Annotated in this window: 26 protein-coding genes; 24 read left to right on the plus strand and 2 right to left on the minus strand. The window is 39.4% G+C overall.

Features of this window, described 5'->3' with window-relative positions; genetic code table 11:
* Positions 1–159 precede the first annotated feature (159 nt).
* The 21 genes from yqfC to ACFQ19_RS10125 all read left to right on the plus strand — a co-directional run bounded on the left by yqfC (position 160) and on the right by ACFQ19_RS10125 (position 22,138).
* The gene (yqfC, locus tag ACFQ19_RS10025; protein ID WP_379591939.1) at positions 160–462 is read left to right on the plus strand and encodes a sporulation protein YqfC; all 303 of its coding nucleotides are present in this window, start codon (positions 160–162) and stop codon (positions 460–462) included.
* Positions 463–575: 113 nt separating this feature from the next.
* Positions 576–1,793: a sporulation protein YqfD gene (gene yqfD / locus ACFQ19_RS10030; protein ID WP_379591940.1), complete on the plus strand. Its 1,218-nt coding sequence runs from the start codon at positions 576–578 to the stop codon at positions 1,791–1,793.
* Positions 1,794–1,795: 2 nt separating this feature from the next.
* Complete coding sequence (locus tag ACFQ19_RS10035) at positions 1,796–2,767, plus strand: PhoH family protein (protein ID WP_379591941.1); 972 nt, start codon at positions 1,796–1,798, stop codon at positions 2,765–2,767.
* Between the two features lie 192 nt (positions 2,768–2,959).
* Positions 2,960–5,080 (plus strand): HD family phosphohydrolase, encoded by a 2,121-nt coding sequence (locus tag ACFQ19_RS10040; RefSeq protein WP_379591942.1) that lies wholly within the window; start codon positions 2,960–2,962, stop codon positions 5,078–5,080.
* Entirely contained in the window at positions 5,080–5,544 is a 465-nt protein-coding gene (ybeY, locus tag ACFQ19_RS10045; RefSeq protein WP_379591943.1) for an rRNA maturation RNase YbeY, read from the plus strand. The genes ACFQ19_RS10040 and ybeY overlap by 1 nt, the downstream gene beginning before the upstream one ends.
* Entirely contained in the window at positions 5,534–5,896 is a 363-nt protein-coding gene (locus ACFQ19_RS10050; protein WP_379591944.1) for a diacylglycerol kinase family protein, read from the plus strand. The genes ybeY and ACFQ19_RS10050 overlap by 11 nt, the downstream gene beginning before the upstream one ends.
* A 413-nt stretch (positions 5,897–6,309) precedes the next feature.
* Positions 6,310–7,212 (plus strand): GTPase Era, encoded by a 903-nt coding sequence (era, locus tag ACFQ19_RS10055; RefSeq protein WP_379591945.1) that lies wholly within the window; start codon positions 6,310–6,312, stop codon positions 7,210–7,212.
* 196 nt (positions 7,213–7,408) lie between these two features.
* A complete protein-coding gene (locus ACFQ19_RS10060) occupies positions 7,409–7,570 on the plus strand; it encodes a YqzL family protein (protein WP_379591946.1) in 162 nt (53 codons plus the stop codon).
* Positions 7,571–7,703: 133 nt separating this feature from the next.
* Entirely contained in the window at positions 7,704–8,450 is a 747-nt protein-coding gene (gene recO / locus ACFQ19_RS10065) for a DNA repair protein RecO (protein WP_379591947.1), read from the plus strand.
* A 386-nt stretch (positions 8,451–8,836) separates the two neighbouring features.
* Complete coding sequence (gene glyQ, locus ACFQ19_RS10070) at positions 8,837–9,715, plus strand: glycine--tRNA ligase subunit alpha (protein WP_379591948.1); 879 nt, start codon at positions 8,837–8,839, stop codon at positions 9,713–9,715.
* A 1-nt stretch (position 9,716) separates the two neighbouring features.
* A complete protein-coding gene (gene glyS, locus ACFQ19_RS10075; protein WP_379591949.1) occupies positions 9,717–11,792 on the plus strand; it encodes a glycine--tRNA ligase subunit beta in 2,076 nt (691 codons plus the stop codon).
* 185 nt (positions 11,793–11,977) lie between these two features.
* Positions 11,978–12,607, plus strand: a complete 630-nt coding sequence (locus ACFQ19_RS10080; RefSeq protein ID WP_379591950.1) for a helix-turn-helix transcriptional regulator — start codon at positions 11,978–11,980, stop codon at positions 12,605–12,607.
* Positions 12,608–12,634: 27 nt separating this feature from the next.
* Complete coding sequence (locus ACFQ19_RS10085) at positions 12,635–13,447, plus strand: pyruvate, water dikinase regulatory protein (RefSeq protein WP_379591951.1); 813 nt, start codon at positions 12,635–12,637, stop codon at positions 13,445–13,447.
* A gap of 322 nt (positions 13,448–13,769) precedes the next feature.
* Positions 13,770–15,581: a DNA primase gene (gene dnaG / locus ACFQ19_RS10090; protein ID WP_379591952.1), complete on the plus strand. Its 1,812-nt coding sequence runs from the start codon at positions 13,770–13,772 to the stop codon at positions 15,579–15,581.
* A gap of 27 nt (positions 15,582–15,608) precedes the next feature.
* Positions 15,609–16,724 carry an RNA polymerase sigma factor RpoD gene (gene rpoD / locus ACFQ19_RS10095; RefSeq protein ID WP_379591953.1) on the plus strand — a complete coding sequence of 372 codons (1,116 nt, stop codon included), beginning with the start codon at positions 15,609–15,611 and terminating at the stop codon, positions 16,722–16,724.
* Between the two features lie 163 nt (positions 16,725–16,887).
* Complete coding sequence (locus ACFQ19_RS10100; RefSeq protein WP_379591954.1) at positions 16,888–17,442, plus strand: hypothetical protein; 555 nt, start codon at positions 16,888–16,890, stop codon at positions 17,440–17,442.
* Positions 17,443–17,524: 82 nt separating this feature from the next.
* A complete protein-coding gene (locus tag ACFQ19_RS10105; RefSeq protein ID WP_379591955.1) occupies positions 17,525–17,935 on the plus strand; it encodes a c-type cytochrome in 411 nt (136 codons plus the stop codon).
* A gap of 78 nt (positions 17,936–18,013) precedes the next feature.
* The gene (locus ACFQ19_RS10110) at positions 18,014–18,757 is read left to right on the plus strand and encodes a tRNA (adenine(22)-N(1))-methyltransferase (RefSeq protein WP_379591956.1); all 744 of its coding nucleotides are present in this window, start codon (positions 18,014–18,016) and stop codon (positions 18,755–18,757) included.
* Entirely contained in the window at positions 18,729–19,847 is a 1,119-nt protein-coding gene (locus ACFQ19_RS10115) for a Nif3-like dinuclear metal center hexameric protein (RefSeq protein WP_379591957.1), read from the plus strand. The genes ACFQ19_RS10110 and ACFQ19_RS10115 overlap by 29 nt, the downstream gene beginning before the upstream one ends.
* A 72-nt stretch (positions 19,848–19,919) precedes the next feature.
* Positions 19,920–21,233: a DEAD/DEAH box helicase gene (locus ACFQ19_RS10120; protein ID WP_379591958.1), complete on the plus strand. Its 1,314-nt coding sequence runs from the start codon at positions 19,920–19,922 to the stop codon at positions 21,231–21,233.
* An 11-nt stretch (positions 21,234–21,244) separates the two neighbouring features.
* Positions 21,245–22,138 carry a deoxyribonuclease IV gene (locus ACFQ19_RS10125; protein WP_379591959.1) on the plus strand — a complete coding sequence of 298 codons (894 nt, stop codon included), beginning with the start codon at positions 21,245–21,247 and terminating at the stop codon, positions 22,136–22,138.
* Positions 22,139–22,199: 61 nt separating this feature from the next.
* On the opposite strand, the gene ACFQ19_RS10130 is transcribed toward ACFQ19_RS10125, so the two are convergent.
* Positions 22,200–22,481 (minus strand): DUF2624 domain-containing protein, encoded by a 282-nt coding sequence (locus ACFQ19_RS10130; protein ID WP_379591960.1) that lies wholly within the window; start codon positions 22,479–22,481, stop codon positions 22,200–22,202.
* A gap of 169 nt (positions 22,482–22,650) precedes the next feature.
* On the opposite strand from ACFQ19_RS10130, the gene ACFQ19_RS10135 reads away from it, so the two are divergent.
* Positions 22,651–23,019, plus strand: coding sequence for a hypothetical protein (locus tag ACFQ19_RS10135; protein WP_379591961.1), 369 nt, complete (start codon positions 22,651–22,653; stop codon positions 23,017–23,019).
* Positions 23,020–23,284: 265 nt separating this feature from the next.
* Here ACFQ19_RS10135 and ACFQ19_RS10140 read toward each other — a convergent pair whose 3' ends face one another.
* The gene (locus tag ACFQ19_RS10140; RefSeq protein ID WP_379591962.1) at positions 23,285–23,608 is read right to left on the minus strand and encodes a hypothetical protein; all 324 of its coding nucleotides are present in this window, start codon (positions 23,606–23,608) and stop codon (positions 23,285–23,287) included.
* A gap of 82 nt (positions 23,609–23,690) precedes the next feature.
* Here ACFQ19_RS10140 and ACFQ19_RS10145 point away from each other — a divergent pair, with 82 nt between their 5' ends.
* Both ACFQ19_RS10145 and ACFQ19_RS10150 read left to right on the plus strand, forming a co-directional pair.
* Complete coding sequence (locus ACFQ19_RS10145; protein WP_379591963.1) at positions 23,691–24,326, plus strand: NfeD family protein; 636 nt, start codon at positions 23,691–23,693, stop codon at positions 24,324–24,326.
* A gap of 247 nt (positions 24,327–24,573) precedes the next feature.
* A complete protein-coding gene (locus ACFQ19_RS10150) occupies positions 24,574–26,202 on the plus strand; it encodes a Na/Pi cotransporter family protein (RefSeq protein ID WP_379591964.1) in 1,629 nt (542 codons plus the stop codon).
* The last annotated feature ends 223 nt before the right edge of the window (positions 26,203–26,425 follow it).

A 26,425-nucleotide genomic window follows, 5' to 3' on the forward strand; every position in this document is an offset into this window, starting at 1 on the left:
CATAAAAATGCCCTGTTCGGTGCAGTGATACCGTTCAGGGTATTTTTTTATGGGGTATATTATACGTCGGATAATGATATAGTGATCGGTTCTCCGGCGTTAAAAACTGGTTCTGTTCAACGTATTATTTACATATGTATCAATGAGGGGGGATCATCATTGAAAAAATGGCAACAAAGAATCCGTTCGCTTTTAATGGAGCAATTCTCTCTTCCATCCGATGTTGTTATGGAAATGCCACGCATAACAATTATTGGGCATTTGCATTTTTATATTGAAAATCATCAAGGATTGGCGCTCTATACGAATGAAGAGTTGAAACTAAAAGTAACAAATGGATTTGTCAGCATTAAAGGCCATTCATTTGTGCTGAAAATGATGCTTCCAAAAGAAATTATGTTAGAAGGAACTATCTCCGAGGTGCTGTTTTTAAATCATGAAAATGGTGAAAAAGACACATGATGTTCCTGTTTTCATCAAGCGTTTTGAAACTTCCTTTATAAAATAATGATGCAGCACAGGCAGTATGCTTCTATGCGAAATTTAAAATTGTAAATGGACAACAGGAGGTTGACATGAAAAAACAAAATCCGCCGTCTATACGTGCTTATGTTACTGTTCAAGTCAAAGGAACCAGGCCGGAATTATTCCTGCAAAAGTGTGCCAGCCGGGGTATCCCTGTCTGGGATGTGAAAAAAGTGGAGGAAGACTGTTGTCAGGCTACAATCATGCTTAAAGATGTAGGAACTTTAAGAAAGATAAGGAGAGATTCTTTATATAAAGTTTCCTTTACGGATTCTAAAGGCTTTCCTTTTTTTCTTTCAAGGCTTGGCAGAAAAAAATTTTTACTTGCCGGGGTTTTCGCGGGATTTTTATTTTTTTTCATTTTATCGAACTTACTATGGTCCGTGCATATAACTGGCGTGCCAAAAGAAATTGAAGAGAAAATAGAAGCAGAACTGGAGGCGTTCGGAATATATCCGGGTGTCTGGCTGTTTTCTCTTGCTACGCCTAAGGATATTCAACGGCAGCTCTTAAATGAGGTCCCTGAGCTGCTTTGGACAGGCGTCCATCTTCAGGGGACGTCACTGCATTTAGAAGCTGTTGAAAAAACGATTGTGGAAGAAATTCCGCCTGGAGAGCCGAGGAACTTAGTGGCTGCTAAAAAGGGGGTTATTTCTAACATGTATGTTTCCAGAGGACGAGCTATGGTGAGTGTCAATGATTATGTTGTTCCTGGAGAAATTTTAGTCTCCGGTCATTTAAATGAAGAAGAAGGGGAAGATAGTACCGAAACGGAAGAACAGCCTGATAAACCGATTGCTGCAGAAGCTGAGGTCATTGCGAATACATGGTATGAAGTTTCTGTTACGGTGCCGATTCAATATCAAGCAGAAGAAATAACTGGAAACCGAAAGAAAAAGCATTACTTGCGTTTTGGAGATGTGCAACTTCCTTTTTGGGGTTTTCAAGATCCTGATTTTATTCATTCTCAAGAAGAGAAGCAGGAACAGCCCATCCATTTTTTAAAATGGGAACTGCCGGTGTCGTATGTATCTAGAGAAATAAGGGAAACAGAGCAAATCGAAGAACAGAGAACAAAAGAAGAGGCAGTTGCAACAGGGGTAGAGCAAGCGAAAATACAGTTGCAGAATGAATTAGGACCAGAATCTGCCATCATATCAGAAAAAATTTTACATGAACATACAGACCATGGTAAAGTTGAATTAGTCTTATATCTTTCGGTAGAAGAAAATATTGTAAAAGAAGAACCTATTATTCAAGGAGACTGATTATGCCTGAAAACTTATTGGATATTGATTTACAATTAGAAGGCGCCAATGAAGCACTTGCTTTATTTGGTACAAATGATAAACATCTTAAACAATTGGAAACGTTGCTTGAAGTAGATATTATATCCAGAGGCGAATCCATTCGTGTTTCTGGTGACGAGCAGGCTGCGCAAATGGTACAGGAGATTCTCTTGACCATGTTAAGTGTCATCCGAAAAGGCCAAACCATTTCACAGCGGGATGTTGTCTATGCTGTAGAATTGGCTAAAAAAGGTAAAATAAAACAATTTGAGACCTTATTTGAAGATGTAATCACTAAAAATTATAAAGGTAACCCCATTCGCGTCAAAACGCTTGGGCAGAAGCAATATATTCAAGCTATCAAATCGAAAGATCTCGTTTTTGGCATTGGGCCGGCCGGGACCGGAAAAACGTATCTTGCAGTTGTGATGGCAGTTCATGCTATGAAAAATGGTCTAGTGAAAAAAATTATTTTAACAAGACCAGCTGTAGAAGCAGGTGAAAGCTTAGGATTTTTACCAGGGGATTTAAAAGAAAAAGTAGATCCTTACCTAAGGCCGCTGTACGATGCTCTGCACGATGTGTTAGGGGTAGAGCATACCGCACGCCTGATTGAAAGAGAAACGATTGAAATAGCGCCGTTAGCTTATATGCGCGGCAGAACGCTGGATGATGCTTTTGTCATATTGGATGAAGCTCAAAATACGACACCGGCACAAATGAAAATGTTCATAACCCGTCTTGGTTTTGATTCGAAAATGATTATAACGGGAGACATGACACAAGTGGATCTTCCAAAAGGAGTTACATCCGGATTGAAGGTTGCAGAACAGATGCTGTCTTCTGTGGACGGACTTTCTTTTGTACATCTGCAGCCAACGGATGTAGTGCGGCATCCGCTCGTTCAAAAAATAATAAATGCTTATGGCGGCGAAAGCGAGAATGAAGGGTGAGACAATAGAACGTCTCATCCTTGTTGTTCATGAGACGTAATTTTAACTTGCTGCGCTTGTATAATACATATATTAGAAAGTTAAATGAATAAGTTGTGTGTATCTTTTTGCTGGCTGCGATAAAAGGCAGACTCCGTAAAAAAATGTAGCTTGAATCAAATGCAGATGGCAGAAATACAGGATGAGGTGAAGGTGTTGAAAAAAAGATGGAGAAAAGTCCGTTCTTTTTTTAATGATAAACGTAAATATTTCGTCGCAGTTATTCCTGCGCTTATTATCGGTGTAATCGTCTTCATAACTTTGCTGGATAACGTTCGAACAGATACATATAATATTCAGCGTTTTGCTATTTCTGAAGAAACCATACGATCCCCGATAACGATTGAAAATGAACAGGAAACTGACCAGCGAATCAGAGAAGCTGTCAATGCTGTTCCCGACCGGTACAGTATTTCTGATGAAGTAACGGAAGAAAGATTAAATTACATTCATGAAATTTTTGATGCGATAATAACAATAAAAGAAGAGCATAATGAAGATACCATGGAGGACTCGTACCAGGAAGAGGTTTCGGAATTAAGATCACTGCTCTCAGAAGAAATCGATACAGAAATTTCAGAAGAAACATTTATTTTATTGCTCCAGCAATCCGAAGCAGATTTAGAAGAAGCGGATAGGCTGCTTTCCGAAAGTTTGGAGAATGTGCTAAACCAAGGTATTCGGACGGGGAACCTTCAATCAGGAATAACGAATGTTGAAAGCGATTTAAGAAATGAAGATTGGAATGCGGATATAGAGGAAGCTTTGCGGGAGCTAGCTGCGTTTGCTATAGTGGAAAATTCCTTTTTTGATTATGAGGCAACCGCCCAAGAGAAAAAGGATGCCGCAACGCTGGTCGATCCGGTCATTATCCGTGCCGGAGAAACGATCGTCCGTGAAGGGCAGACCATTACAAATGAAATCTATGAGCAACTTGAATTGGTAGGCGTGTTATCACAGGATGGTAACGTTTATCCGCTTCTTGCGCTGGGATTTCTGGCCGCTGTTATCGCATACTTTTTTGGAATGGAATGCGTACAAATTGCTAAAAATAAAAATTGGAATATACTGCCTATTACCGCTGTTTTACTATTGACCATACTGGCTATCTTCATTATGAAGATTCAGAGTTATTTCTTTGATCAGTCGAATGCCTTATACTTGGTGACTCCGATTGCAGCTATTGCTATTTTATTAAAAGTTTTAATAAGTGATCGTTCAGCTATACATCTTGGCATTTTATATGCTGTATTAGCAGCATTTATGTTTAATAACTATATTGCGGGGATGCTACATGTAGAAGCGGCTATTTATTTCTTGTTTTCCCAGCTGGCTGCAATTGTGCTGATGAAAAAATGGAGCGATCGACTTGTCATTTTAAAAACAGGAATTGGGTTATTTATCATCCATTCTGCTGTCATTATTCTATTTCTATTCCTGTCTTTTGAAAAATATACATGGATAGATGTATTTTTATACCTTGGTTTTGGTATGATAGCTGCATTTCTCTCTGCTGTTTTGGCAATCGGACTATTACCATTATTTGAAAGCTTTTTAGGGGTATTGACAGATATGAAACTGCTGCAGTTAGCCAATCCTAATCAGCCGTTGTTAAAAAGACTGCTGGTAGAAGCCCCCGGAACATATCATCATTCGGTGATGGTGGCGAATATCAGTGAGACAGCTTGCGAGGCTGTTGGAGCAAAAGGCTTATTAGCTCGGGTGGGATCCTATTATCATGATATCGGTAAAACCGTACGGCCGGAATTTTTTATTGAGAATCAAATGCCAAATAAAAACCCGCATGATAAATTACCGCCTAAAGAAAGTGCAGATATTATTATCCGGCATACAACAGACGGGGCAAATTTATTAAAAGCGCATAAAATGCCCGAAGAAATCGTTGATATCGCGAAGCAGCATCATTCCAATTCCTGTGTTCAATTCTTTTATATGAAGGCGAAAGAGATGGACCCGGCAACGGATGAGGCAGACTTTCGATATCCAGGGCCAAAACCAGAAACGAAGGAAACAGCAATTATCTGCATTTGTGATTCCATAGAGCCGGCAGTCCGGTCATTGCAGGAACCGACACCTGAGCAAATTGATTCTATTGTATCTTCAATTATAAACAGTAAAATTTCAGATGGACAATTAGATAATAGTCCTTTAACATTAAGGGAGTTAAAAATCATTCAACATACGGTCTGTGATTCTGTGAAGGGGATTTTCCATTCCAGAATTCAGTATCCGAAGAAGGAAGGCGATAAATAATGCTTATTGATTTTCAGGATGAAACGAATGCTGTATCTGAGCAACATAAAGAACTTGTCGAAAAACTGCTTACCTTTGCCGGGACCGAAGAGAATGTTACTTCGGAAGCAGAGATTTCCATCAGTTTTGTAGATAATGAACAGATTCAAGTGATTAACAGAGATTATCGTGATAAAGACCAACCGACAGATGTTATTTCGTTTGCCATGCAGGAAGTGGAAGACGATGAGATGGAAATTGTCGGAGAAGGTTTGCCGGTTGTGTTTGGAGATATTATTATTTCGATTGATAAAGTAAAAGAGCAGGCGCAAACATATAATCACAGCTTTGAGAGAGAGCTGGCCTTTTTAGCATTACATGGATTCTTACATCTGCTTGGGTACGATCATATGAACAAAGAAGAAGAGCAGAAAATGTTTCAAAGACAAGATGATATCCTAGGTGAATTTGGCATTGAAAGATAAAAAAAGTGTTGTTGGATTCCGCTTTGCTTGGGCAGGGCTGAAAGCAGTCATGAAAAAGGAATCAAATTTTCAACTGCATTTGACTGCAACTGCGATTGTAATTGCAGCTGGTTTCTTTTTCCACCTTTCTCTCATCGAATGGGCCGTTATTTTGTTAACAATAGGTCTCGTACTTATTACAGAAATGATAAATAGTGTCATTGAGCGGATAATGGATTTTACCCAGCCGGGTTATGATGAACGAATAAAGGAAATAAAGGACATTGCAGCAGGTGTCGTGCTTGTGACAGCGATAATCTCCGTTGTCGTCGGAGCGCTTATATTTGGCCCGAAAGTGATGCAATTGCTGTGAGGGTATCTATTTCTATATAAATTGAACTTCACTTTCTCAATTTTTAAAGTAACTGCCATTCCGTACAGCTGTTGAGAAAGATGAGAAGGTGAAGTGTAAGGCTACCGCTGCGGCGGAGGGCTTGGCCGGAGCGGAAGCTAGACACCATACCCTGTTCAAAAATAGAAGGACTCTCTAACGAAAAGCAAGTATGATAACAGAGTTTAGTTCATGTTCACCCTGGAACAACAAGGGTTGTATGCTTATGCTTAGGTGCGAAAGTTGAGTAATAGACAAAAAGGGAGGGTTTATAAAACCTCCCTTTTTGTCTTCCAATGTATCTTTATTAAAGGTTTTGTCGATATAATGAAACGAACTGAAAAATGTAGTATGATGGATAATAAGTAAACAATAGAAATTCGGAGGAAAACAGCATGACAAATCAATTCAAATCAGGATTTATTGCAATTGTTGGCAGGCCAAATGTTGGTAAATCAACCTTTATGAACCGGGTTATTGGACAAAAAATAGCAATAATGAGTGATAAAGCGCAAACGACAAGAAATAAAATCCAAGGTGTTTTGACAACAAATGAATATCAAATGATTTTCATTGATACACCGGGAATTCATAAGCCTAAACACAAACTGGGCGATTTTATGGTACAGACAGCAGAAGATACATTGAATGAAGTAGACAGTATTATATTTATGATTAACGCAGATGAAGGTTATGGCCGCGGAGATCAATACATTATTGATTTACTGCAGAAAGTAAACCAGCCGGTTTATCTGGTTATCAATAAAGTTGATAAAATACAGCCGGAAAAGCTGATGCAGATGATTGATCAATATAAAGATCTGTATACATTTGCGGAAATTATTCCAATATCTGCACTGGAAGGGAATAATGTGAATCATTTATTGGAGGTACTAGCCAATCAAATGTCGGAAGGCCCGCAATATTACCCGGAAGATCATATAACTGATCATCCGGAAAGGTTTATTATCTCTGAGCTAATCCGCGAAAAGGTATTACATCATACCAAGGAAGAAATACCGCATTCGATTGCTGTTGTTCTGGAAAGCATCGAAAGAAATGAAAATGATAAATTACATGTACAAGCAACCATTATTACGGAAAGAAGTTCGCAAAAAGGTATTTTGATCGGCAAGCAAGGAAGCATGCTGAAAAAAATTGGCCATCAGTCACGTCGTGATATCGAAGCACTGCTTGGATCGAAAGTGTATCTGGAACTGTGGGTAAAAGTGAAAAAAGATTGGAGAAATAGACAAAATCAATTACATGAATATGGTTTCCGGCTGGATGAGTATTAAAGCAGGAATGTCTTCCAAACAGAACAGGTCACTTGCGGTTTTTTGAACATCCTTGTAAAGATGGTAATTTTTTATACTAATGAAAACCACATAATCGAACCAACCTATAGAAGAAGCGGGATTTTTAATATGAAGCTGTACTTTTAGCAAGTGCTAATGTTTAGCAAGAAAATAAATTGGAAAGGCGGGGTTTCTTGTGTTAAATGCAACATGGAATTTATTTTATCAAACAGGAAACATTGAAACCTATTTATTACTAAAAGAACTGGAGCAGCAAGAAGAATTAAACCCGGAGCAGGAACAAAACAATCAAGCATCCTCTGATGCTTCTAAAGGTATAGACTTGCCATCTCTCTAAGCAAATGTTCAAAAACAAAAAATGTAAGTGGCGTTTTTTTAAGATGGACCAGCTTTTTGAACACGCACCTTCAACATTCCTATAGGAAGTATACATTTTCTGTTCAATATAAAGTAAGGCCGGGTGATGGACGATGTTGGAACAGATAGACGGTATGGTATTGAAAACAAAAGATTACGGTGAAACGCATAAATTAGTGACAATCTACAGCGGAAAAGTCGGAAAGTTTCAAGCGCTGGCAAAAGGTGCCAAAAAACCGAAAAGCCGAATGGCTGCTGTTACGCAGCCATTCGTATTCACTCGCTTTTTTGTTTATATGGGCAGCGGATTAAGCACCATACAGCAAGGGGAATTATTACATTCGCATCGGACTATCCGTGAAGATTTTGTAAAAACCGCTTATTGCTCTTATGTAGCAGAACTGACAGATAAGCTAGTGGAAAATAAAAATGCAGATCCCTATTTATTTAAGCAATTTCAACAGACAATAACTTGGATTGAAGAGAATGAACAAGCGGAAATTCCAATTATCATGTATGAATTAAAGCTCTATAAAATAGCTGGATTCGCGCCTGTGTTAAATCAGTGCCTGAACTGCGGAAGTACACAACAGCCTTTTGTATTTTCTGTTGTGGAAGGAGGTTTCTTGTGCCCTGCTTGCCGTCATATTGACCCGGAAGCAATCGAACTTTCCACGAAACTGGCGAGGCTATTATATCTTTTCTCAGAAGTGGAATTAGAACGTATTGGCTCTATCCGGATGAAGCCGGAGAATGTCACATTGATCCAGAAGTTATTAAAAGCGTATTATGACCGTTATGGTGGATATTACATTAAATCACGAAAATTTTTAGATCAGCTTGATTTATTTAAGGAATAATTGACAAGCAGCAGGGAAATAGAGTATGATTTGTACATATAGTGAAACTATTAATCCCTAGTGGATTCTCTGTGATAAGTACGGTTAATTAAAATATAACAGGACGATGAAATAAAACTGTGATGATGAAGAAAAGTACTGAAGCATTTCCGTAACAAGCGATTCCGGGATGGTGTGAGCCGGATTTACAGGGGCCTCAGGAAGGAGCTTTGGAGCAGCCGAAATGTAAAGCGGCTCTTAAGAACGAGAGCAAGTAGGGTGGAACCGCGGTAAAAGCCGTCCCTATGTCTGTTAGTCACTAACAGACATAGGGACGGCTTTTTGCTTCGTTATAACCCTGTCCATACTTACAGCAAATTTCTTTCTCATTTAAAGGAGTGGAGTAAATGAATATTCAGGAAATGATTTTAACCTTACAAAATCATTGGTCAGAGCAAAATTGTATCTTAATGCAAGCCTATGATACAGAAAAAGGGGCAGGAACGATGTCTCCTATGACATTACTGCGCAGTTTAGGGCCGGAGCCGTGGAATGTTGCTTATGTAGAACCATCCAGACGTCCGGCAGATGGCAGATATGGGAAAAACCCGAATCGTCTGTATCAGCACCATCAATTTCAAGTCATTATGAAACCTTCCCCGGAAAATATCCAAGAACTGTATTTAGAGTCCTTGAAAAAACTCGGGATTGATCCGCTTAAGCATGATATTCGCTTTGTAGAGGACAACTGGGAGAACCCGACACTTGGCGCTGCCGGCTTGGGCTGGGAAGTATGGCTAGATGGGATGGAAATCACGCAATTTACCTATTTCCAGCAAATTGGCGGTCTGGAAGCCAACCCGGTAACGGTTGAATTAACATACGGAATTGAACGGTTAGCTTCTTATATCCAGGATAAAGAAAATGTATTTGATTTAGAGTGGAATAATGGTGTAACCCTTCGTGATATTTTCTATCAGCCAGAATATGAACATTCTGTCTATACATTTGAAACATCCAATACGGATATGTTATTTGATTTATTTACGAAATATGAACAGGAAGCAAGAGCCGCCATGGAGCATGGATTGGTTTTCCCAGCATATGACTATGTTTTAAAATGTTCGCATACCTTTAATCTGTTAGACGCGAAAGGGGTTATTTCGGTAACAGAAAGAACAGGTTATATCAGCCGTATCCGTAACCTTGCCCGCAGTATCTCTAAGGTTTATGTACAAGAACGTGAAAAATTAGGTTTTCCAATGTTGAAAAAGGAGGCAAACTAGGGTGGCACAGGATGTATTGATTGAAATCGGACTAGAGGAGCTTCCGGCTCGCTTTATAGACGATGCAGAACAGCAATTGTTAGATAAAACCATAAGCTGGCTGAATGAACAGCGGATTTCTTATGATTCTGCCGTTTCTTTTTCAACCCCGCGCAGATTGGCAGTCCTTGTAGAGGCGATAGCGGAGACTCAGACCTCGATAGAAGAAGAAGTAAAAGGCCCTGCCGTTAAGATAGCAAAAGATGATCAGGGTAATTGGACCAAAGCGGCGGAAGGTTTTACCAAAGGCCAAGGAAAAACAACTGAGGATATTTATGTTAAAGAGATAAAAGGAACCTCCTATATCTATGTAAAAAAATATATTGAAGGAAAACCTGTGCAGTCCTTACTTCCGGAGTTCAAGGATATTATTGAATCCATTACATTTGGTAAAAATATGCGCTGGGCAAATGAAACATTGCGTTATGCGCGTCCTATTCGCTGGCTGGCAGCGTTATATGGCAGGGAAGTCATTCCGTTTGAAATTGCGCATGTCCATACAAGTAATATTACCTATGGTCATCGTTTCCTCAGCGGCAAACTTACCCTGGAGGAACCGAAGCAATATGCACAGCTGTTGAAAGATAACTATGTTATTGCGGATGCAGCAGAGCGGAAAGCGAAAATTGTTGAGCAGCTGCATGCCCTGCAGGAAAAGCATGCATTCCAAATTCCAGTGGATGAAGATCTCTTAAATGAGGTAAAAAATCTTGTGGAATATCCAACAGCCTTTGTCGGCAATTTTGCTCCATCCTTTTTAGAGTTGCCAAAAGAAGTTCTTATTACGTCCATGGCAGAGCATCAGCGTTATTTTCCAGTAGAACGGGATGGAGAACTGCTGCCTGAATTTGTCGGTGTAAGAAATGGGGACGACTTTGAACTGGAAACAGTGATCAAGGGGAACGAAAAGGTACTGCGAGCACGTCTTGCGGATGCGGAGTTTTTCTATGAAGAAGATAAAAAGCTTTCCATTGACTTCTTCCAGAAGAAACTATCCCGTGTTGTTTTCCAGGAGAAGCTGGGTACGTATACTGACAAAGTGAAACGCGTTCAAAAGATTGCCGGGCATTTGGCAGAAAATCTGCAATTAAAAGAAATAGAAGAAATTGCACGTGCTGCTGCTATCTGTAAGTTTGATTTAATGACAAATATGGTGAATGAATTTACAGAATTGCAAGGTGTTATGGGTGAAAAATATGCAACCTATTTTGGTGAAACGCAAGCAGTTTCTCAGGCTATTCGTGAACATTACTTGCCAAATCAGTCTCATGGCAGTCTTCCTGCGACGGTTGTCGGAGCGGTATTGAGTATTGCAGATAAAATGGATACAATTGCCGGCTGTATCGGTGTCGGGCTTATTCCTACTGGCTCACAGGATCCGTATGGTTTAAGAAGGCAGGCAATGGGAATTTTACGTATTTTGAAGGACCAGCATTGGAATGTATCCGTAGAATCATTGATGGAATTTACATTAGCGGTATTACAAGATGCCGGCTTAACCCTGCAGACTGCTGCAAAAGAGGAATTGCAGTCCTTTTTCGTATCCCGCGCTGAATACTTAATGCGTGAAGAAAATATTGATACAGATATTATTCACACAGTTGCGGGTAACCAATTAGGGATATTCCATTTCACAGTAGAAAAAGCACATGTCTTATCAGCAGAAAAAGCAGATGAACAGTTTAAAACATCGCAGGAAGCACTTGTGCGTGTGCTCAATTTGGAAGATAAGGTAGAGGATAAAAACCAAATGGTCAATCCATCCCTTTTCCAAACGGAATCGGAAAAAGAATTACATGACGCTGTACAGAAAATCAAAGGAACGTATACCGATCAGCTGGAGAAACAAAACAGCGAAGAGGCGCTGCAGCTGCTCGCAGATTTAAGTGCTGATATTCATGCATTTTTTGATCACAATATGGTTATGGACGATAATGAAGAGGTCAGAAAAAACCGTTTAGCTATTATTCACGAACTTTCCGTACTTATCCTGCAATATGCGGATTTACGAAAAATAGCATGGAAGCAGCATGCATAAATAATAAATATCTTTTTCATGAAAAAGGTATTTTAGGGAATAAAGTCGAATGATAATAACGTACGATGTTTTACATGAAGAAAGCATCGTACGTTATCCTTCATATATGCTTATTTTGATGTAATCAGCAATAGAAATCGTCATATTCGCTTGCAGATAATGCAGCAGTATAGGTGGTGAAAAAAGTGGACTTATCAAAGAGGCAACAGCGGATTATAGAGATAGTAAAAGCAGACGGCCCTATCACGGGGGAACAAATAGCTGACCAGCTTGCTTTAACCCGTGCTACATTGAGACCGGACTTAGCTATTCTGACAATGGCCGGCTTTTTAGATGCGCGTCCCCGTGTAGGTTACTTTTATACGGGCAAAACAGGTTCAGAATTGCTGACAGAAAAAATCAAACGATATAAAGTACATGAATTTCAACAGGTTCCTGTAGCTGTCAGTGAAAAAGTATCTGTATATGACGCGATATCAACCATGTTTTTGGAAGATGTCGGCACGCTTTTTGTGGTGAATGAAAATGCTTGTCTAGTAGGGGTTCTTTCCCGAAAAGATTTATTACGGGCAAGTATGGGCAGCCAGGATTTAAGTTCGGTGCCTGTTCCGATTATCATGACAAGAATGCCGAACATTACAGTCTGCCGCAAAAATGATTTGCTTATTGATGTAGCCCATCAGCTAATATCCAGACAAATCGATGGCGTTCCTGTTGTCAAAGATACGGAAAATGGTCTTGAAGTAATTGGCCGGATAACTAAAACAACAATGACAAAACTGCTGGTAGAAATAACAATGGAAGATACAATTTAATTTTGGTGTTAAGGGGAGGATATCAAGATGGCTGAACAGCAATTGATTTATGTGTTATCTGATTCTGTAGGGGAGACGGCTGAGCTGGTAATTAAAGCAGGTTTAAGCCAGTTTAAAAATGGAGACTATAAAATTCAGCGGGTTCCTTATGTGGAGGATAAAGGTACCATTGATGAATTTTTACAACAGGCAAAATCGCATTCGAGTCTGGTCGGGTTTACCTTGATTGACCCGGAACTGCGCGCTCATCTGAATAAACGGGCAGCAGAAATAGATATAGAGGCGATTGATATCATGGGTCCGACAATGGATGCCATGGAGCGGGTTTTTAGTGTGCAGCCTCGGCTGGAGGCAGGGCTTGTCCACAAACTGGATGAAGATTACTTTAAGAAAATTGAAGCGATTGAATTCGCTGTGAAATATGATGATGGAAGAGACCCAAGAGGCATCACCCGCGCAGATATTGTATTAGTAGGTGTTTCCAGAACGTCCAAAACGCCACTGTCTCAATTTTTAGCGCATAAACGTTTTAAAGTAGCCAATGTTCCGATTGTGCCTGAAGTAGATCCGCCGGAAGAACTGATGATGGTTGACCCTAAAAAATGTATCGGCCTTCGCATATCTTCCGAAAAACTAAACGGCATCCGGAAAGAACGTTTAAAAGCATTGGGTCTCGGTGATCAGGCAACCTATGCTAACGTAGGCCGAATAAACCAGGAACTGGATTTCTTTAATAATATTGTTGAAAAAATAGGCTGCCCTGTCATCGATGTTTCCCATAAAGCAGTGGAAGAAACAGCCAACCAGATTATTAGAATGTGGCAAAAAAGAAATCAATAATAACGAAGTGAAAAGCATTCTGTATGCCATAACCACGGAATGTTTTTCTTTTTTTAATAGATTTGTAAACAAATTAATAGAAATCTATTAAAAAATATATTATAATGGTAAATCGTATGAGCAGATTTAAATAAAAATACAATTTTAATCATAATTTGCTCTAAAAAAGAAGGATTTCAAGCATCCTTTGTAGAAATAGTGTTATGGCTATTTTTTTTGAGAATAAGAAAAAAATATGTCGAAAAATGAATGAAGAAGTCTATAAAGGAGGATTTTGCATAATCTCTCTAACAAAAAACAAAAAGAATAGTTGGTGGTAACCATGGCTAATCAAATACCTGAACCAATTATTGAAGAAGTAAAAAAATCCAATGATATTGTCGATGTTATTGGAGAATACATGCAACTCAAAAAACAGGGTAAAAACTACTTTGGCCTATGTCCTTTTCATGGTGAAAATACACCTTCTTTTTCAGTTACGCAGGAAAAGCAAATTTTTCATTGCTTTGGCTGTGGAAAAGGCGGTAATGTATTTTCATTTCTGATGGAAATGGAGAACTTCACATTTTATGAGGCGTTAAAATATTTAGCAGACCGGAGCGGAGTAGAATTACCGGAAGCATCCATAAAGAAAGAATCATCTTTGTCGGAGGAAACGGAGCAGATGCTCTCTGCATATGAATGGTTGACAAAATTATACCATCACCTCATAAAGTACCAGAAAGATGGGAAGGATGGATTAGAGTATCTGAAAAGTCGCGGGATTACGAAAGAGACAATGGAAGAATTCCAACTGGGATATGCACCGGATAAACGTGATTTCACGACAACGTTTCTGACGCAAAAAGGATATTCCAAGCCTATGCTTTTAAAAACAGGTATCGTGGCAGGAAATGACAATAATGAAGTCATCGACCGGTTTCGCGGCAGAGTTATCTTCCCGATACGAAATGCCTTGGGACGTACTGTCGGCTTCGGGGGCAGAGCTCTTCAGGAGGACAGCGGTCCGAAATATCTAAATAGCTCAGAAGGAGAACTTTTTCAAAAAAGCAAGCTTTTATATAATTTTGACTTGGCAAAGCGTCATATCCGAAAAGAAAATGAAGCTGTTTTAATGGAAGGGTACATGGATGTTATATCCGCTTATCAAGCTGGAGTGAAAAATGTGGTGGCGACCATGGGAACAGCTTTGACAGAAACCCAGGCAAAGCTTCTGAACCGTTACGCGGAGACAGTTGTCATTTGTTTTGACGGGGACAGCGCCGGAATTGAAGCGCGTTATAAAGCAGCTCTCCTGTTACGGTCGGTAGGTTGCGGCGTGCGTATTGCGAATTTAGATGCAGAAGAAGATCCGGATACCTATGTCCGGGAGCATGGCGGAGAAGCATTTAAAGAAAAAATCTTACGCACAAGCGACAGTTATATGAGTTTCTTTATGCGGTATCAGCGCAGACACTTTAACTTGCAGGTGGAAAGCGAGCGTATTGAATATATTGAACGTGTTTTAAAAGAACTTTCCCTGATTGAAAGTGCGCTGGAACGGGAATATTATATTCAAGAATTGCATAAAGAATTCGGCTTATCCCATGAAGCCTTGATGAGCCAGCTTGCCCAGCATCAAAAAAGACTTCCTCCCTCGAAGGATAATCAAAGTAATAAGAGTTATACTAATTCATATGTATCTGTAAATAATAATAAATTATATCCAGCATATGTTAATGCAGAAAAAAGGATATTATCGTATATGCTCCAAGATGGTTATATAGCGGAAAAAGTGCAGAATGAGCTTGGAGCAGGGTTTAATTTAAATGACCATAAAATTGTGGCAACGTATTTATATGCATTTTATGAAGAAGGGAATTCACCAGACATCAGTTTATTTATGGAAAGACTGTCTGATGAACATTTAAAAAAGCAGGTTATTGAGTTAGCAATGTCCAGTGATGTACAGCATAGTACAGAAGAAGAAATTGATGATTATTTACGGATGATTCACCGTGAAGCAAATCAAAGTCAAACGCAAAAGAACTTAAGAGAACAGCAAAAAAAGGCGGAACAGGAAAATGACCCTTTGGAAGCTGCACGTTTGGCAATGGAATTAATTGAACTGAAGAAGCAAATAAATGAAAAGTAATTCAACAATTTGGAAGGAGGGGGACTCATGGCTGAACAAAAGTCTTCGCATATGAAAGAACCCGAACTGACATTAGAACAAGCAAAAGAAAAATTAGTTGACATGGGTAAAAAACGCGGTTCACTTGCATATGAAGAAGTAGCTGACGGCTTATCCAACTTTGACATGGAACCGGAACAAATGGATGAATTTTATGAGTATCTGGAAGATCAAGGTGTCGATGTGATAGGCGAGTCTGAAGATGATCCCGAAATGCAAAAAATCGCAAAAGAAGAAGAAATTAATCTAAATGATCTCAGTGTACCTCTGGGAATTAAGATTAATGATCCAGTCCGTATGTATTTAAAAGAAATCGGCAGAGTAGATTTACTTTCAGCGGCAGAAGAAATTGAACTTGCTTCCCGTATTGAAGAAGGGGATATTGAAGCCAAGAGAAGATTATCTGAAGCCAACCTCCGTCTCGTTGTCAGTATCGCTAAACGGTATGTCGGCCGGGGTATGCTATTCCTGGATTTAATTCAAGAAGGAAACATGGGTCTGATTAAAGCTGTTGAGAAATTCGACTATCGTAAAGGGTTTAAATTCAGTACCTATGCAACGTGGTGGATAAGACAAGCCATTACACGTGCCATTGCTGACCAGGCACGTACGATCCGTATTCCGGTTCACATGGTAGAAACCATCAATAAATTAATTCGTGTGCAACGTTCCTTACTGCAAGATTTAGGTCGTGAACCGACACCGGAAGAAATCGGGGAAGAAATGGAATTAAGCCCTGATAAAGTACGGGATATTCTAAAAATTGCCCAAGAACCAGTCTCCTTGGAAACCCCAATCGGGGAAGAAGATGACTCCCATCTAGGTGATTTCATCGAAGATCAGGAAGCTGTCTCTCCATCAGATCATGCTGCCTATGAATTATTGAAAGAACAGCTGGAAGATGTATTGGACACATTGACAGACAGAGAAGAAAATGTGCTCCGTCTGCGCTTTGGATTAGATGACGGCAGAACAAGAACGCTGGAAGAAGTAGGAAAAGTATTTGGCGTAACCAGAGAACGGATCCGTCAAATTGAAGCAAAAGCGCTTCGGAAATTAAGACATCCAAGCCGGAGCAAGCGCTTGAAAGATTTTCTTGACTAAGGAATCATTTTATCTTCCGCTGGCTTTAACAAACTGGAATATGCAGGTTTTAAGGTAACAACTTGCATATTCCGGTTATTAATTCGTAAAGGATGGATAGCATATTTATAAATGGTATCCTTGTTGAATGTATATGTAGGAAGAAAACTTCCGGGGTGGATGTATGAAAGATCAAGAAAAGAATCAATTAATTATCCAAGAAATAGTAAAATGGAAAGAAAATCATTTGCTTCCGGAAGAACAATGTGATTTTTTATTGGCTCTGTATACTAAGGGCGGAGAAATAGAAGTGACAAAAGGAAAAAATGTATGGTTGGTAATATCAAGAAAACTTTATTTTGTCTTTATTTTAGCAACTTTAGTAAGCGTTATCTTTTTGGATTATTATTATGACTTGGTCTGGTATATCCTGGCGGGTATTTTAAGTACTATTTTCCTGATAAATATGGTAGTTTATTTCAATATAGACAGCAAGAATATGTCCTATCGATACCGCTGTTTATTTCTGTTTACACATTTCCTATATGTTTTGCAGCTGTCTATTTATATATCGAAAGCTGCAGGTCTGGATAACTATCTTTATCTGGTCATTATCTTAAATGTGACAGGCTGGATGGTTTTTGGATACGTAAGAAAGATGCGTTTCTTTTATTATGCAGGGTTTCTTTTGATGATAACATTAATAACATATGTCGTTTTTTTAAAATATGTCGGATAGACCTTTAAAAATATTTAGATTTCGAGTAAACTAATGGTAGTATTAATATATAATATTTGTAATTACATAAGGAGGAAGCGTAATGAAAAAGAATCCGGTTATACCATATGCTATTATTGCCGGACTGGGGTTAATTGCAGTCATTATCATTTCAGTAGTTGGTATTGATCAGAGAGAGGCTATTCAAAGCGGTGAAGAAAACGGAGAGGAACAGACAGAAGAAGGGGCAGAAGAAGGTGAAGGCGAAGAAGGCGGCGATACTGCTTCTGCTGATGCCGGTGAAGAAGTGTATCAAAATAATTGTGTAACTTGTCACGGAGATGACTTGGCAAGCGGTTCTGCACCTGACTTAACTCAAGTTGGAAGCACTTATTCACAGGAAGAAATTGCTGACATTGTTGAAAATGGAACAGATGGAGGCATGCCTGCTTTTCCTGAGCTGCAGGGCGAAGAGTTAGACGCACTGAGTGAGTGGCTAAGTGAGCATCAATAATATATAATGGAAGAAATGAAAGCTTTCTGATTCATGCAGAAAGCTTTTCTTATTGTGCAAGTAAAAGGAGAACAGCGAATGAACCAACATGTTTCACTTTCTAACCGTTTAAAAATAGTTGCCGGTTATTTACCGCAAGGAGCCCGTTTCGCAGATATTGGTTCCGATCATGCTTATCTGCCTGCCTATGTCTGCCAAAAAGATCTGGACGCAAAAGCAATTGCTGGAGAAGTCAATCAGGGTCCTTTAGACAGTGCCAAGAAAACGATTCGCTTACATCAATTGGAAGAACAGGTGGATGTCCGCTTAGGGAATGGTTTAGCTGTTTTGCGTGAAGGAGAGGCGGACCAAATTGTTATTGCCGGCATGGGCGGATCATTGATTACTTCTATTTTAAAAAATCAAGCACGGATTGCTAAATCTGCCAGCCGAATTATTGCGCAACCGAATGTAGATGCCAGAGAGGTCAGACGATGGTTCGAACAGAACGGTTTTATATTAATGGCAGAAGAAATGGTAGAAGAGCAGGGGCATATTTATGAAGTGCTGGTTGCTGACAAACAGGAAAACGCTTCTTCGCCATATAGCAATGACAACCAGAAAAAAGGGAAACAGTTTTTGTTAGGACCTTATTTAGTAAAAGAAAAGAATGCTGCTTTTATCGAAAAATGGACATTGGAAAAAGCGAATTTGGAGCGGATTATTTCACAAATGCAGCAGGCAAAACGAGTGAACTATGAAAGAATGTCTGCCTTTCAAACAGAATTAAACTGGATAAAGGAGGAACTTTATCATGAAGGAACAAGCGATGAAACATACTGATTTTTTTCAAATAATGGATAAGTGGGCGCCGAAAAGTTTTGCCTACCATTGGGATAATGTCGGTTTACAGACAGGGAGATTCCATGACACCACTTCGAATATACTAATTACGCTGGATGTAACAGAGGAAGTGGTTGACGAAGCAGTGGAGAAAGGGGCAAACTTGATTATTGCCCATCACCCTTTATTGTTTCAGCCGTTAAAACAAATCAATGTGGACCATCCTAAAGGAAGCATCGTACAAAAACTGATGAAAAATGATATCACGGTTTTTGCTGCGCATACGAATTTAGATGTGGCAGAGGGAGGCGTGAATGATTTATTAAGTGATGCGATTGGTTTGCAAGATAAAGAACCGCTGGAAGTCTTGGATCATGAGACGTTACTTAAAATCATAGTTTTTGTACCGGATTCGCACCTTGAAGAATTGCGTGACGCCTTGAATGAAGGCGGCGCAGGGCAAATTGGTGATTATAGCCACTGCACTTTTCAGAGCTCTGGACAGGGCACCTTCCGTCCGTTAGAAGAAGCGAATCCATACATTGGTGTGCAGAATGAATTGACCTATGTAAAGGAACAGAAGCTGGAGGCGGTGGTTCCGAAGAAAAATCTTGGTAAGGTAATGAAAGCCATTATTTCTGCCCATCCTTATGAAGAGCCGGCTTATGATATTTATCCATTGGAAAATAAGGGGGCTTCTATTGGAATTGGCCGTTTTGGCGTGCTGCATCACCCTGTATCCATGAAAGCATTTATCGAAATGGTTAAAACGAATTTAGACATGCCTCATGTTCGTGTTTCTGGTAATATAGAAAAGAATGTAAAAAAGGTTGCTGTTTTAGGCGGCAGCGGGGAAAAATATATCAGTCAAGCACAGCGGAAAAAAGCAGATGTGTATATTACAGGAGATATGACATTCCATGCTGCTCAAGATGCAGCGCAAATGGGACTGACTGTTATCGATGCCGGACATTATATCGAAAAGATCATGAAAGCAGCTACGCAGAACAGGTTGACGCAGGAAGTTCCTGCATTCCAATCAAAAGTTTTTGTATCACAAGTCAATACAGATCCGTTTGTATTTATGTAAGCTCATATACAGTAGATGTTTTTATCTACTGGTGACGAACAATGAAACGTGTATTTAAAGGAGGGAAAACAAATGGGAAAAACATTTACGGAACTATCTCTGAGTACAGATATGCAGCGTATTACGCAGGAACTGGAATTCAGAAATCCAACAGAGGTTCAAGAACAAGTCATTCCTGCTGTTTTGGATGGAAAAAGTGTAATCGGTCAATCGCGGACAGGGTCCGGTAAATCGCACGCTTTTCTGCTTCCATTGTTTCAAAAGCTTGATGAAAATCAAAAGAAAGTACAGTTTGTTATTACTGCTCCAACGAGGGAGCTGGCAACACAACTTTATAATGAAGTAAGGAAGATCATTACGATTGCTGACAAAACAGAAGACTGGACAGCAAAGCTGCTTGTCGGCGGCACCGATAAACAAAAAGCGGTAGAAAAATTAAAAACCCCGCCTATGATTGTTGTTGGTACGCCGGGGAGAATTTTAGATTTAGTTAAGGACGGTGCACTATCCGTTTACAGTGCAGAATCCTTTGTGATTGATGAAGCGGACTTAATGCTTGATTTAGGCTTTATAGAGGAAGTCGATCAATTACTGGTGCGCTCGAAGCAGGATATACAGCTGCTTGTTTTCTCCGCAACGATTCCGCAGCGTTTACAACATTTCTTTAAAAAATATCTGAAAAACCCGGAGTATATAAAAATGGAAGAACATTTTTCACCGGAGACAATGGAACATCGGCTTATCCGAAAAAAGCATCGGGACGCGGAACAGATTATTTGGGAAATCTCCCGGACAATTCACCCTTATTTGGCTTTGATTTTTACAAATGGGAAGCAGCTGGCCGATGAATTGGCAGAGAAGCTTGAAGCTGATGGATTAAATGTCGGGGTAATTCATGGCGGTTTAACGCCAAGAGAAAGAAAACGTGTATTAAAAGATATACAGCAGCTGCGTTACCAATATGTCGTTGCCACGGATTTAGCTTCCCGGGGAATCGATATAAAAGGAGTCAGCCATGTTATTAACGCCCAACTTCCAAAAGAAGAGCATTTTTATGTTCATCGTGTCGGAAGAACAGCCCGAGCCGGACTGGAAGGAACAGCTGTCAGCATTTATTCTGAAGAAGATGCTCCTCTTATCAAGAAATTAGAACAAAATGGATTAAACTTTTCTTTTGTGGAAGTCAAGCAGGGAGAATGGAAAGAAGATAAATCCTGGGATGAGAGACAGCGCCGTAAAACCGTAGATACAAGTACGGACCGGGAAGCGTGGAAACGGGTGAAAAAGGCAAAGAAAGTAAAGCCAGGCTATAAGAAAAAGCAAAAACAACAGCAGCAGCAAATTAAAAGACAGCTGACAAAAGATCAGCAAAAGAAAAAGCGTTAGGAGGAATAGTTATGGTGAAAATAGGTTCTCATGTTTCCATGAATGGTAAGAAAATGCTATTGGTCTCTAGTGAAGAGGCTGCTTCTTACGGGGCTAATACATTTATGATTTATACAGGTGCACCGCAAAACACGAGAAGAAAGCCAATCGAAGAATTAAATATTGACGCAGGGCTGGAACACATGAAATCGCATGGAATATCAGATATTGTCGTGCATGCACCATATATTATTAATATCGGTAATACAGTGAAGCCCGAAACCTTTGAATTGGGTGTAAATTTCCTGCAGAGTGAAATCGAGCGTACGGAGGCTCTAGGAGCCAAGCAAATTGTTCTTCATCCTGGAGCACATGTCGGTGAAGGTCCAGAAAAAGGCATTCCCAAAATTATCGAAGGTTTAAATGAAGTGCTTGAACAGAAAAATGATGTACAAATTGCTTTGGAAACGATGGCTGGAAAAGGTTCTGAAATGGGACGAACTTTTGAAGAACTTGCTGAGATTATTTCCGGAGTCACGCATAATGAACATCTTTCCATCTGTCTGGATACATGCCATATCCATGATGCAGGTTATGATGTGGTGAATGATTTTGACGGGGTATTGAATACATTTGATAAAATCATCGGATTAGACCGCCTGAAAGTTGTTCATGTCAATGACAGTAAAAATGACCGCGGAGCACATAAAGACCGTCACGAAAACATTGGATTTGGCTATATCGGCTTTGATGCGCTGCATAAGGTTGTTCACCATCCACAGCTTAGTGAATTGCCTAAGATTCTTGAAACGCCTTATGTAGGGATGGATAAGAAGAATAAAAAAGCACCTTATAAACATGAGATAGAGATGCTGCGTGAAGGTACATTTCAAGAGAATTTAAAAGAAATCATTATGGAAGGTTAATCCTTTATAAATAAAAAGATGAGTATCCTGATGTACGGGCATACTCATCTTTTTTTGTATCTTAAAATAAATGCTCCATCCCATATGATTTAATGACCTCATCCATTAACTGTTGTGCTGCTGCAGCTGTTTTTGGGTCTGTAATGTTTGCCAGTTCCCTCATAAATCGATCCCTGTCAGCCTGATTAAACGGATCAGGAGAAGAAGCTCTTAAATAGTTGACAATTTGCTCAGCCTGGGTGCGTGTAATGGAAAAGCCATATTCGCCGCTATAATGTAAAATTTCATCCGGGGTTAGTCTACGCAGTTTATTTTTAATCATTTCTTTTATAAAAAAAGACATATCATCACTCCTTTTGAATATCTTCTTATATTCATCAACCATGTAAATATATGCAGAAAACAAAATAAGTATACCATTCTTTACTAAAAATACCGCATGATGCCTGTATGAAAAGTTATTAATTCCGTAAGCTAATAACGAAATTCTGAAAAAAGAAGGAGGTTATCTTATGCAGGATCATGATAAAAACGATCAAGTTCAGGATGCGCCAAATCATGGACAAAGACCGAAGCATGAACATCCGGATAGTACATTAGACAGTAAAAGGATGGAGGAGTTTTCTGCCGAGCTTACGAATGCTGATTTACCGGATATTGAAGAAGAAAAAAGTTTTAACCCGGGAACGCTATATGGGTGGGGAAGTATTCTTTTAGCAATTATATCTTTTTTCACCTGGCCGGTTGTATTAGGTGCAGCCAGTATTGTATTTGGTTTTGTAGCACGGAGCAGAGGTACAAATATACTTGGCCTTATTGGTATTATAGCAGGAGCCCTTTCCTTAATATCCGCATTTTTCGTTATTCCATTTTTATCTTAGGCTGAATTTCAGCCTTTTTTTATTTGGTTCAGTATTTAAATATATAGTTTGCATGATGCCATAAACTCAGCTTATACACTTTAAAAAGTAACTTCCATTCCATAGGAACAGGGATTGATCGTTTCTTTCATACAGTTGAAGAGGTGAAGGTAAGGTGTAAGGATACTGCTGCGTCGGAAAAGGGAGGGTTTGACCGGAGCGGGTTGCCTTTATCAAAAATATAGCATTTATTACCTTACCCATAGATTTGGTGATGACCCTTGTATTATTCATCTTGAAATCGTGGAAAGTAGTAAATTTCATGTATAACAATTTCATTGGAAGAGGTAGTCGGATTTAATGATTCAAAAGTTGTTAAAATATGTTCAACCGATACAGAAGCAGCAGATATGGTTTGGATCTCCTCTGTAATACTGAGCACGGTGTCTCCTGGAGTGACTTTTACGGGAACAGCTTCAAAGGATGGTACTTCCAAGTTTTCGTTATCGGGGGATGGGATTGTTTCATCAAAATGAGATAAATCTTGAAAAATGCTAGCAACGACTAATATAATAAAGGTAATCAGGGAAATTCTACGCAAAAATTCCATAAAAATTCTCCTTTAACGAAACTTATTATTTACCTCATACGTACATATAAATAGAAGCAGGATATGAGAGGGTGTGACGTGTATGGACATTGTTGAATTACAATGGATTGGATTTCTTGCCTTATTTTTTGGAACATTATTTATATTAGGTGAAATATTTGTAAATATGCGCGGGATTTTTGGTGTGTTAGGTTTAGGATTTATCACTGTTTATTTTACCGTATATACAGAAACCGATTCTGTCTTACTCATGTTTATTATTTATTTCCTAGGAATATTACTGATTATTATTGATGGGAAAGTACTGAATGACGGTACACTGGCAACGATTGGACTTGTCATTATGATTGTTGCGGTTGCATTGCCGCAGCCGGATTTTGTTAATGGGCTGTATGCAGTAATCAGTATTTTCGTCGGTGCATTTTCCTCCCTGGCATTCTTAAAAGTGTTTAAGCGCAGACAGATGTGGACGAAAATCGCATTGAAGGATCAGTTAACAAATGAACAAGGTTACAGATCACTAAGCGAGGAATATGAAGCATTACTTGGGGAAGAAGGAGTGGCGCTGACGGATTTCAGACCTTCCGGCACGATTGAAGTGAACAATAAACATTACAGTGCTGTGTCCGGCGGTCGCTGGATTAAAAAAGGCACACCTATTAAAGTAGTCGCTGTCGATGGAACCAGTGTACGGGTAGAAGAGCGACGTGAAGAGTAATGGAATAAAACACAGGATTCGTTACATAATGAATCCTGTGTTTTTATTTTTCTGAAAAGACACATGTTATGACAAAAAATGCATATACTAAGCTTTCTTTCAGAGCGGACAACTTCAAATATTAAATCTTTGTAAATTTTTCTCTATATATGTTTACATTATCGCGGGAATCATCAATAATGAATGAGGCGCTAAGGCGCAAAATTCTACAAAAGTTAACATAAGAGGTAGAAGGGATGAAGTTTTCGTGGATATCGATGTTCAAAAGTTAATTATTGAATTTCTCGGGGGAATCGGTATATTCCTGATGGGGATTAAATTCATGGGGGATGGCCTGCAGAAATCAGCTGGTGACCGGCTGCGGGACATCTTAGACCGATTTACCAGCAATCCTTTTTTAGGGGTTCTGGCCGGAATTCTTGTTACGGTACTTATTCAAAGCAGTTCCGGGACCACAGTATTAACTGTCGGACTTGTAAATGCCGGTTTTATGACATTAAGACAAGCAATTGGTGTCATTATGGGGGCAAATATCGGAACGACTGTAACAGCTTTTATTATTGGAATAGATGTCGGACAGTATTCGTTGCTCTTTTTAGCGCTAGGCGCATTTACTATCTTTTTCTTTAAAAAGCAAAAAATAGTCGCTGTCGGACAAGCTTTATTTGGATTCGGTTCTTTATTCTATGGACTGGAATTAATGAGCGGAGGTATGGAGCCGCTTCGTTCCTTGCAGGCATTTCAGGACTTGACCGTTTCGATGAGTGAAATTCCTGTCCTTGGTGTTGTTATAGGGACGGTCTTTACCGTAATCGTGCAAAGCTCCTCAGCAACGATCGGTATTCTTCAAAATTTATTCGCGCAAGGAGCTATCGAATTAGATGCAGCTATTCCGGTGTTGTTTGGTGATAATATTGGAACAACGATAACATCTGTTCTCGCCAGTATCGGCGTATCTGTAGCTGCCAAACGCGCTGCCTACACACACGTTATCTTTAATTTACTCGGGGCATTGATTTTTATATTATTGCTAGTGCCGTTTACCAGCTTTGTCGGTTATTTACAATCAAGCTTAGGCTTGAACGAGGAGATGACCATTGCTTTTGCACACGGAAGTTTTAATATAGCGAATACGCTTATTCAATTTCCATTCATTGGTGCCTTGGCATGGATAGTGACGAAGCTTGTGCCTGGTGATGATGTTATTATCGAGTATAAACCGAAGCATTTGGATTCTATTTTCCTGCAGCAGTCTTCTTCATTAGCACTCGGGCAGGCGAAATTAGAAGTCGTCCGTATGGGTAAATATGCATACCAGGGATTAGAAGAAACACATAATTATGTTACAACACAAAGCCCGAAACATTCTGAGATGGCATTGCAAACGGAAGGAGCACTGAACAATCTGGACCGTAAAATCACAGAGTACCTGGTGAATATCGCTTCTACCAACTTATCAGAGATTGAAAGTGCAGAGCATACGGCCCTGATGAGCACAATACGTGATATTGAGCGGATTGGTGACCATTATGAAAATATTGTAGAATTAGTCGATTATAAAATGTCTAACAAAGTTTCTTTGACCGATCAAGCAATTGAAGATTTAAATAAAATGTTTGATTTAACGTATATGACAGTAAAACAAGCTGTGGAATCATTAGAGATGGATGACAGAGAAGCTGCATTGGAAGTCATTCAAAAAGAAGATCAAATAGACAAAATGGAACGTAAATTCCGTAAAAGCCATATCATCCGTATGAATGAAGGTGTTTGTGATGGATCAGCAGGAATTGTATTCGTTGATATATTAAGTAACTTAGAACGAATCGGCGATCATGCTGTAAACATTGCCCAGAACGTTTTGGGAGAACATTAATGGGAAAGGGCTCTGTCTGATAAAAAACACAGACAGAGCCCTTATTTTCCTTTTAAGAACATATAACATGCCATCAAGCGCAAGGGTTTTGGTTATAAAAGTTACTATTCACAGCCAACTTATTTGGCTTCATCAGAGCTCCTCATCAAAATCAACTAAATTTAGAGGATAATGACCGCTACGGAAAAACATTCCGCTTTCCATGGGGACGGCTTCAGCTAAC

This window comes from Oceanobacillus locisalsi (genome assembly GCF_042675985.1).
Lineage (GTDB): Bacteria > Bacillota > Bacilli > Bacillales > Amphibacillaceae > Oceanobacillus > Oceanobacillus locisalsi.

Bases quoted from the DNA above. Each gene is read 5' to 3' on its own strand.
- dnaG (WP_379591952.1), top strand. From the start codon at position 13,770: ATGGCTAATCAAATACCTGAACCAATTATTGAAGAAGTAAAAAAATCC.
- ACFQ19_RS10140 (WP_379591962.1), bottom strand. From the start codon at position 23,608: ATGGAATTTTTGCGTAGAATTTCCCTGATTACCTTTATTATATTAGTC.
- ACFQ19_RS10135 (WP_379591961.1), top strand. From the start codon at position 22,651: ATGCAGGATCATGATAAAAACGATCAAGTTCAGGATGCGCCAAATCAT.
- ACFQ19_RS10120 (WP_379591958.1), top strand. From the start codon at position 19,920: ATGGGAAAAACATTTACGGAACTATCTCTGAGTACAGATATGCAGCGT.
- ACFQ19_RS10115 (WP_379591957.1), top strand. From the start codon at position 18,729: ATGAAGGAACAAGCGATGAAACATACTGATTTTTTTCAAATAATGGAT.
- yqfD (WP_379591940.1), top strand. From the start codon at position 576: ATGAAAAAACAAAATCCGCCGTCTATACGTGCTTATGTTACTGTTCAA.
- glyQ (WP_379591948.1), top strand. From the start codon at position 8,837: ATGAATATTCAGGAAATGATTTTAACCTTACAAAATCATTGGTCAGAG.
- ACFQ19_RS10130 (WP_379591960.1), bottom strand. From the start codon at position 22,481: ATGTCTTTTTTTATAAAAGAAATGATTAAAAATAAACTGCGTAGACTA.
- ACFQ19_RS10100 (WP_379591954.1), top strand. From the start codon at position 16,888: ATGAAAGATCAAGAAAAGAATCAATTAATTATCCAAGAAATAGTAAAA.
- recO (WP_379591947.1), top strand. From the start codon at position 7,704: ATGTTGGAACAGATAGACGGTATGGTATTGAAAACAAAAGATTACGGT.
- ACFQ19_RS10105 (WP_379591955.1), top strand. From the start codon at position 17,525: ATGAAAAAGAATCCGGTTATACCATATGCTATTATTGCCGGACTGGGG.
- ACFQ19_RS10145 (WP_379591963.1), top strand. From the start codon at position 23,691: ATGGACATTGTTGAATTACAATGGATTGGATTTCTTGCCTTATTTTTT.
- ACFQ19_RS10035 (WP_379591941.1), top strand. From the start codon at position 1,796: ATGCCTGAAAACTTATTGGATATTGATTTACAATTAGAAGGCGCCAAT.
- ybeY (WP_379591943.1), top strand. From the start codon at position 5,080: ATGCTTATTGATTTTCAGGATGAAACGAATGCTGTATCTGAGCAACAT.
- ACFQ19_RS10085 (WP_379591951.1), top strand. From the start codon at position 12,635: ATGGCTGAACAGCAATTGATTTATGTGTTATCTGATTCTGTAGGGGAG.
- rpoD (WP_379591953.1), top strand. From the start codon at position 15,609: ATGGCTGAACAAAAGTCTTCGCATATGAAAGAACCCGAACTGACATTA.
- era (WP_379591945.1), top strand. From the start codon at position 6,310: ATGACAAATCAATTCAAATCAGGATTTATTGCAATTGTTGGCAGGCCA.
- ACFQ19_RS10110 (WP_379591956.1), top strand. From the start codon at position 18,014: ATGAACCAACATGTTTCACTTTCTAACCGTTTAAAAATAGTTGCCGGT.
- ACFQ19_RS10125 (WP_379591959.1), top strand. From the start codon at position 21,245: ATGGTGAAAATAGGTTCTCATGTTTCCATGAATGGTAAGAAAATGCTA.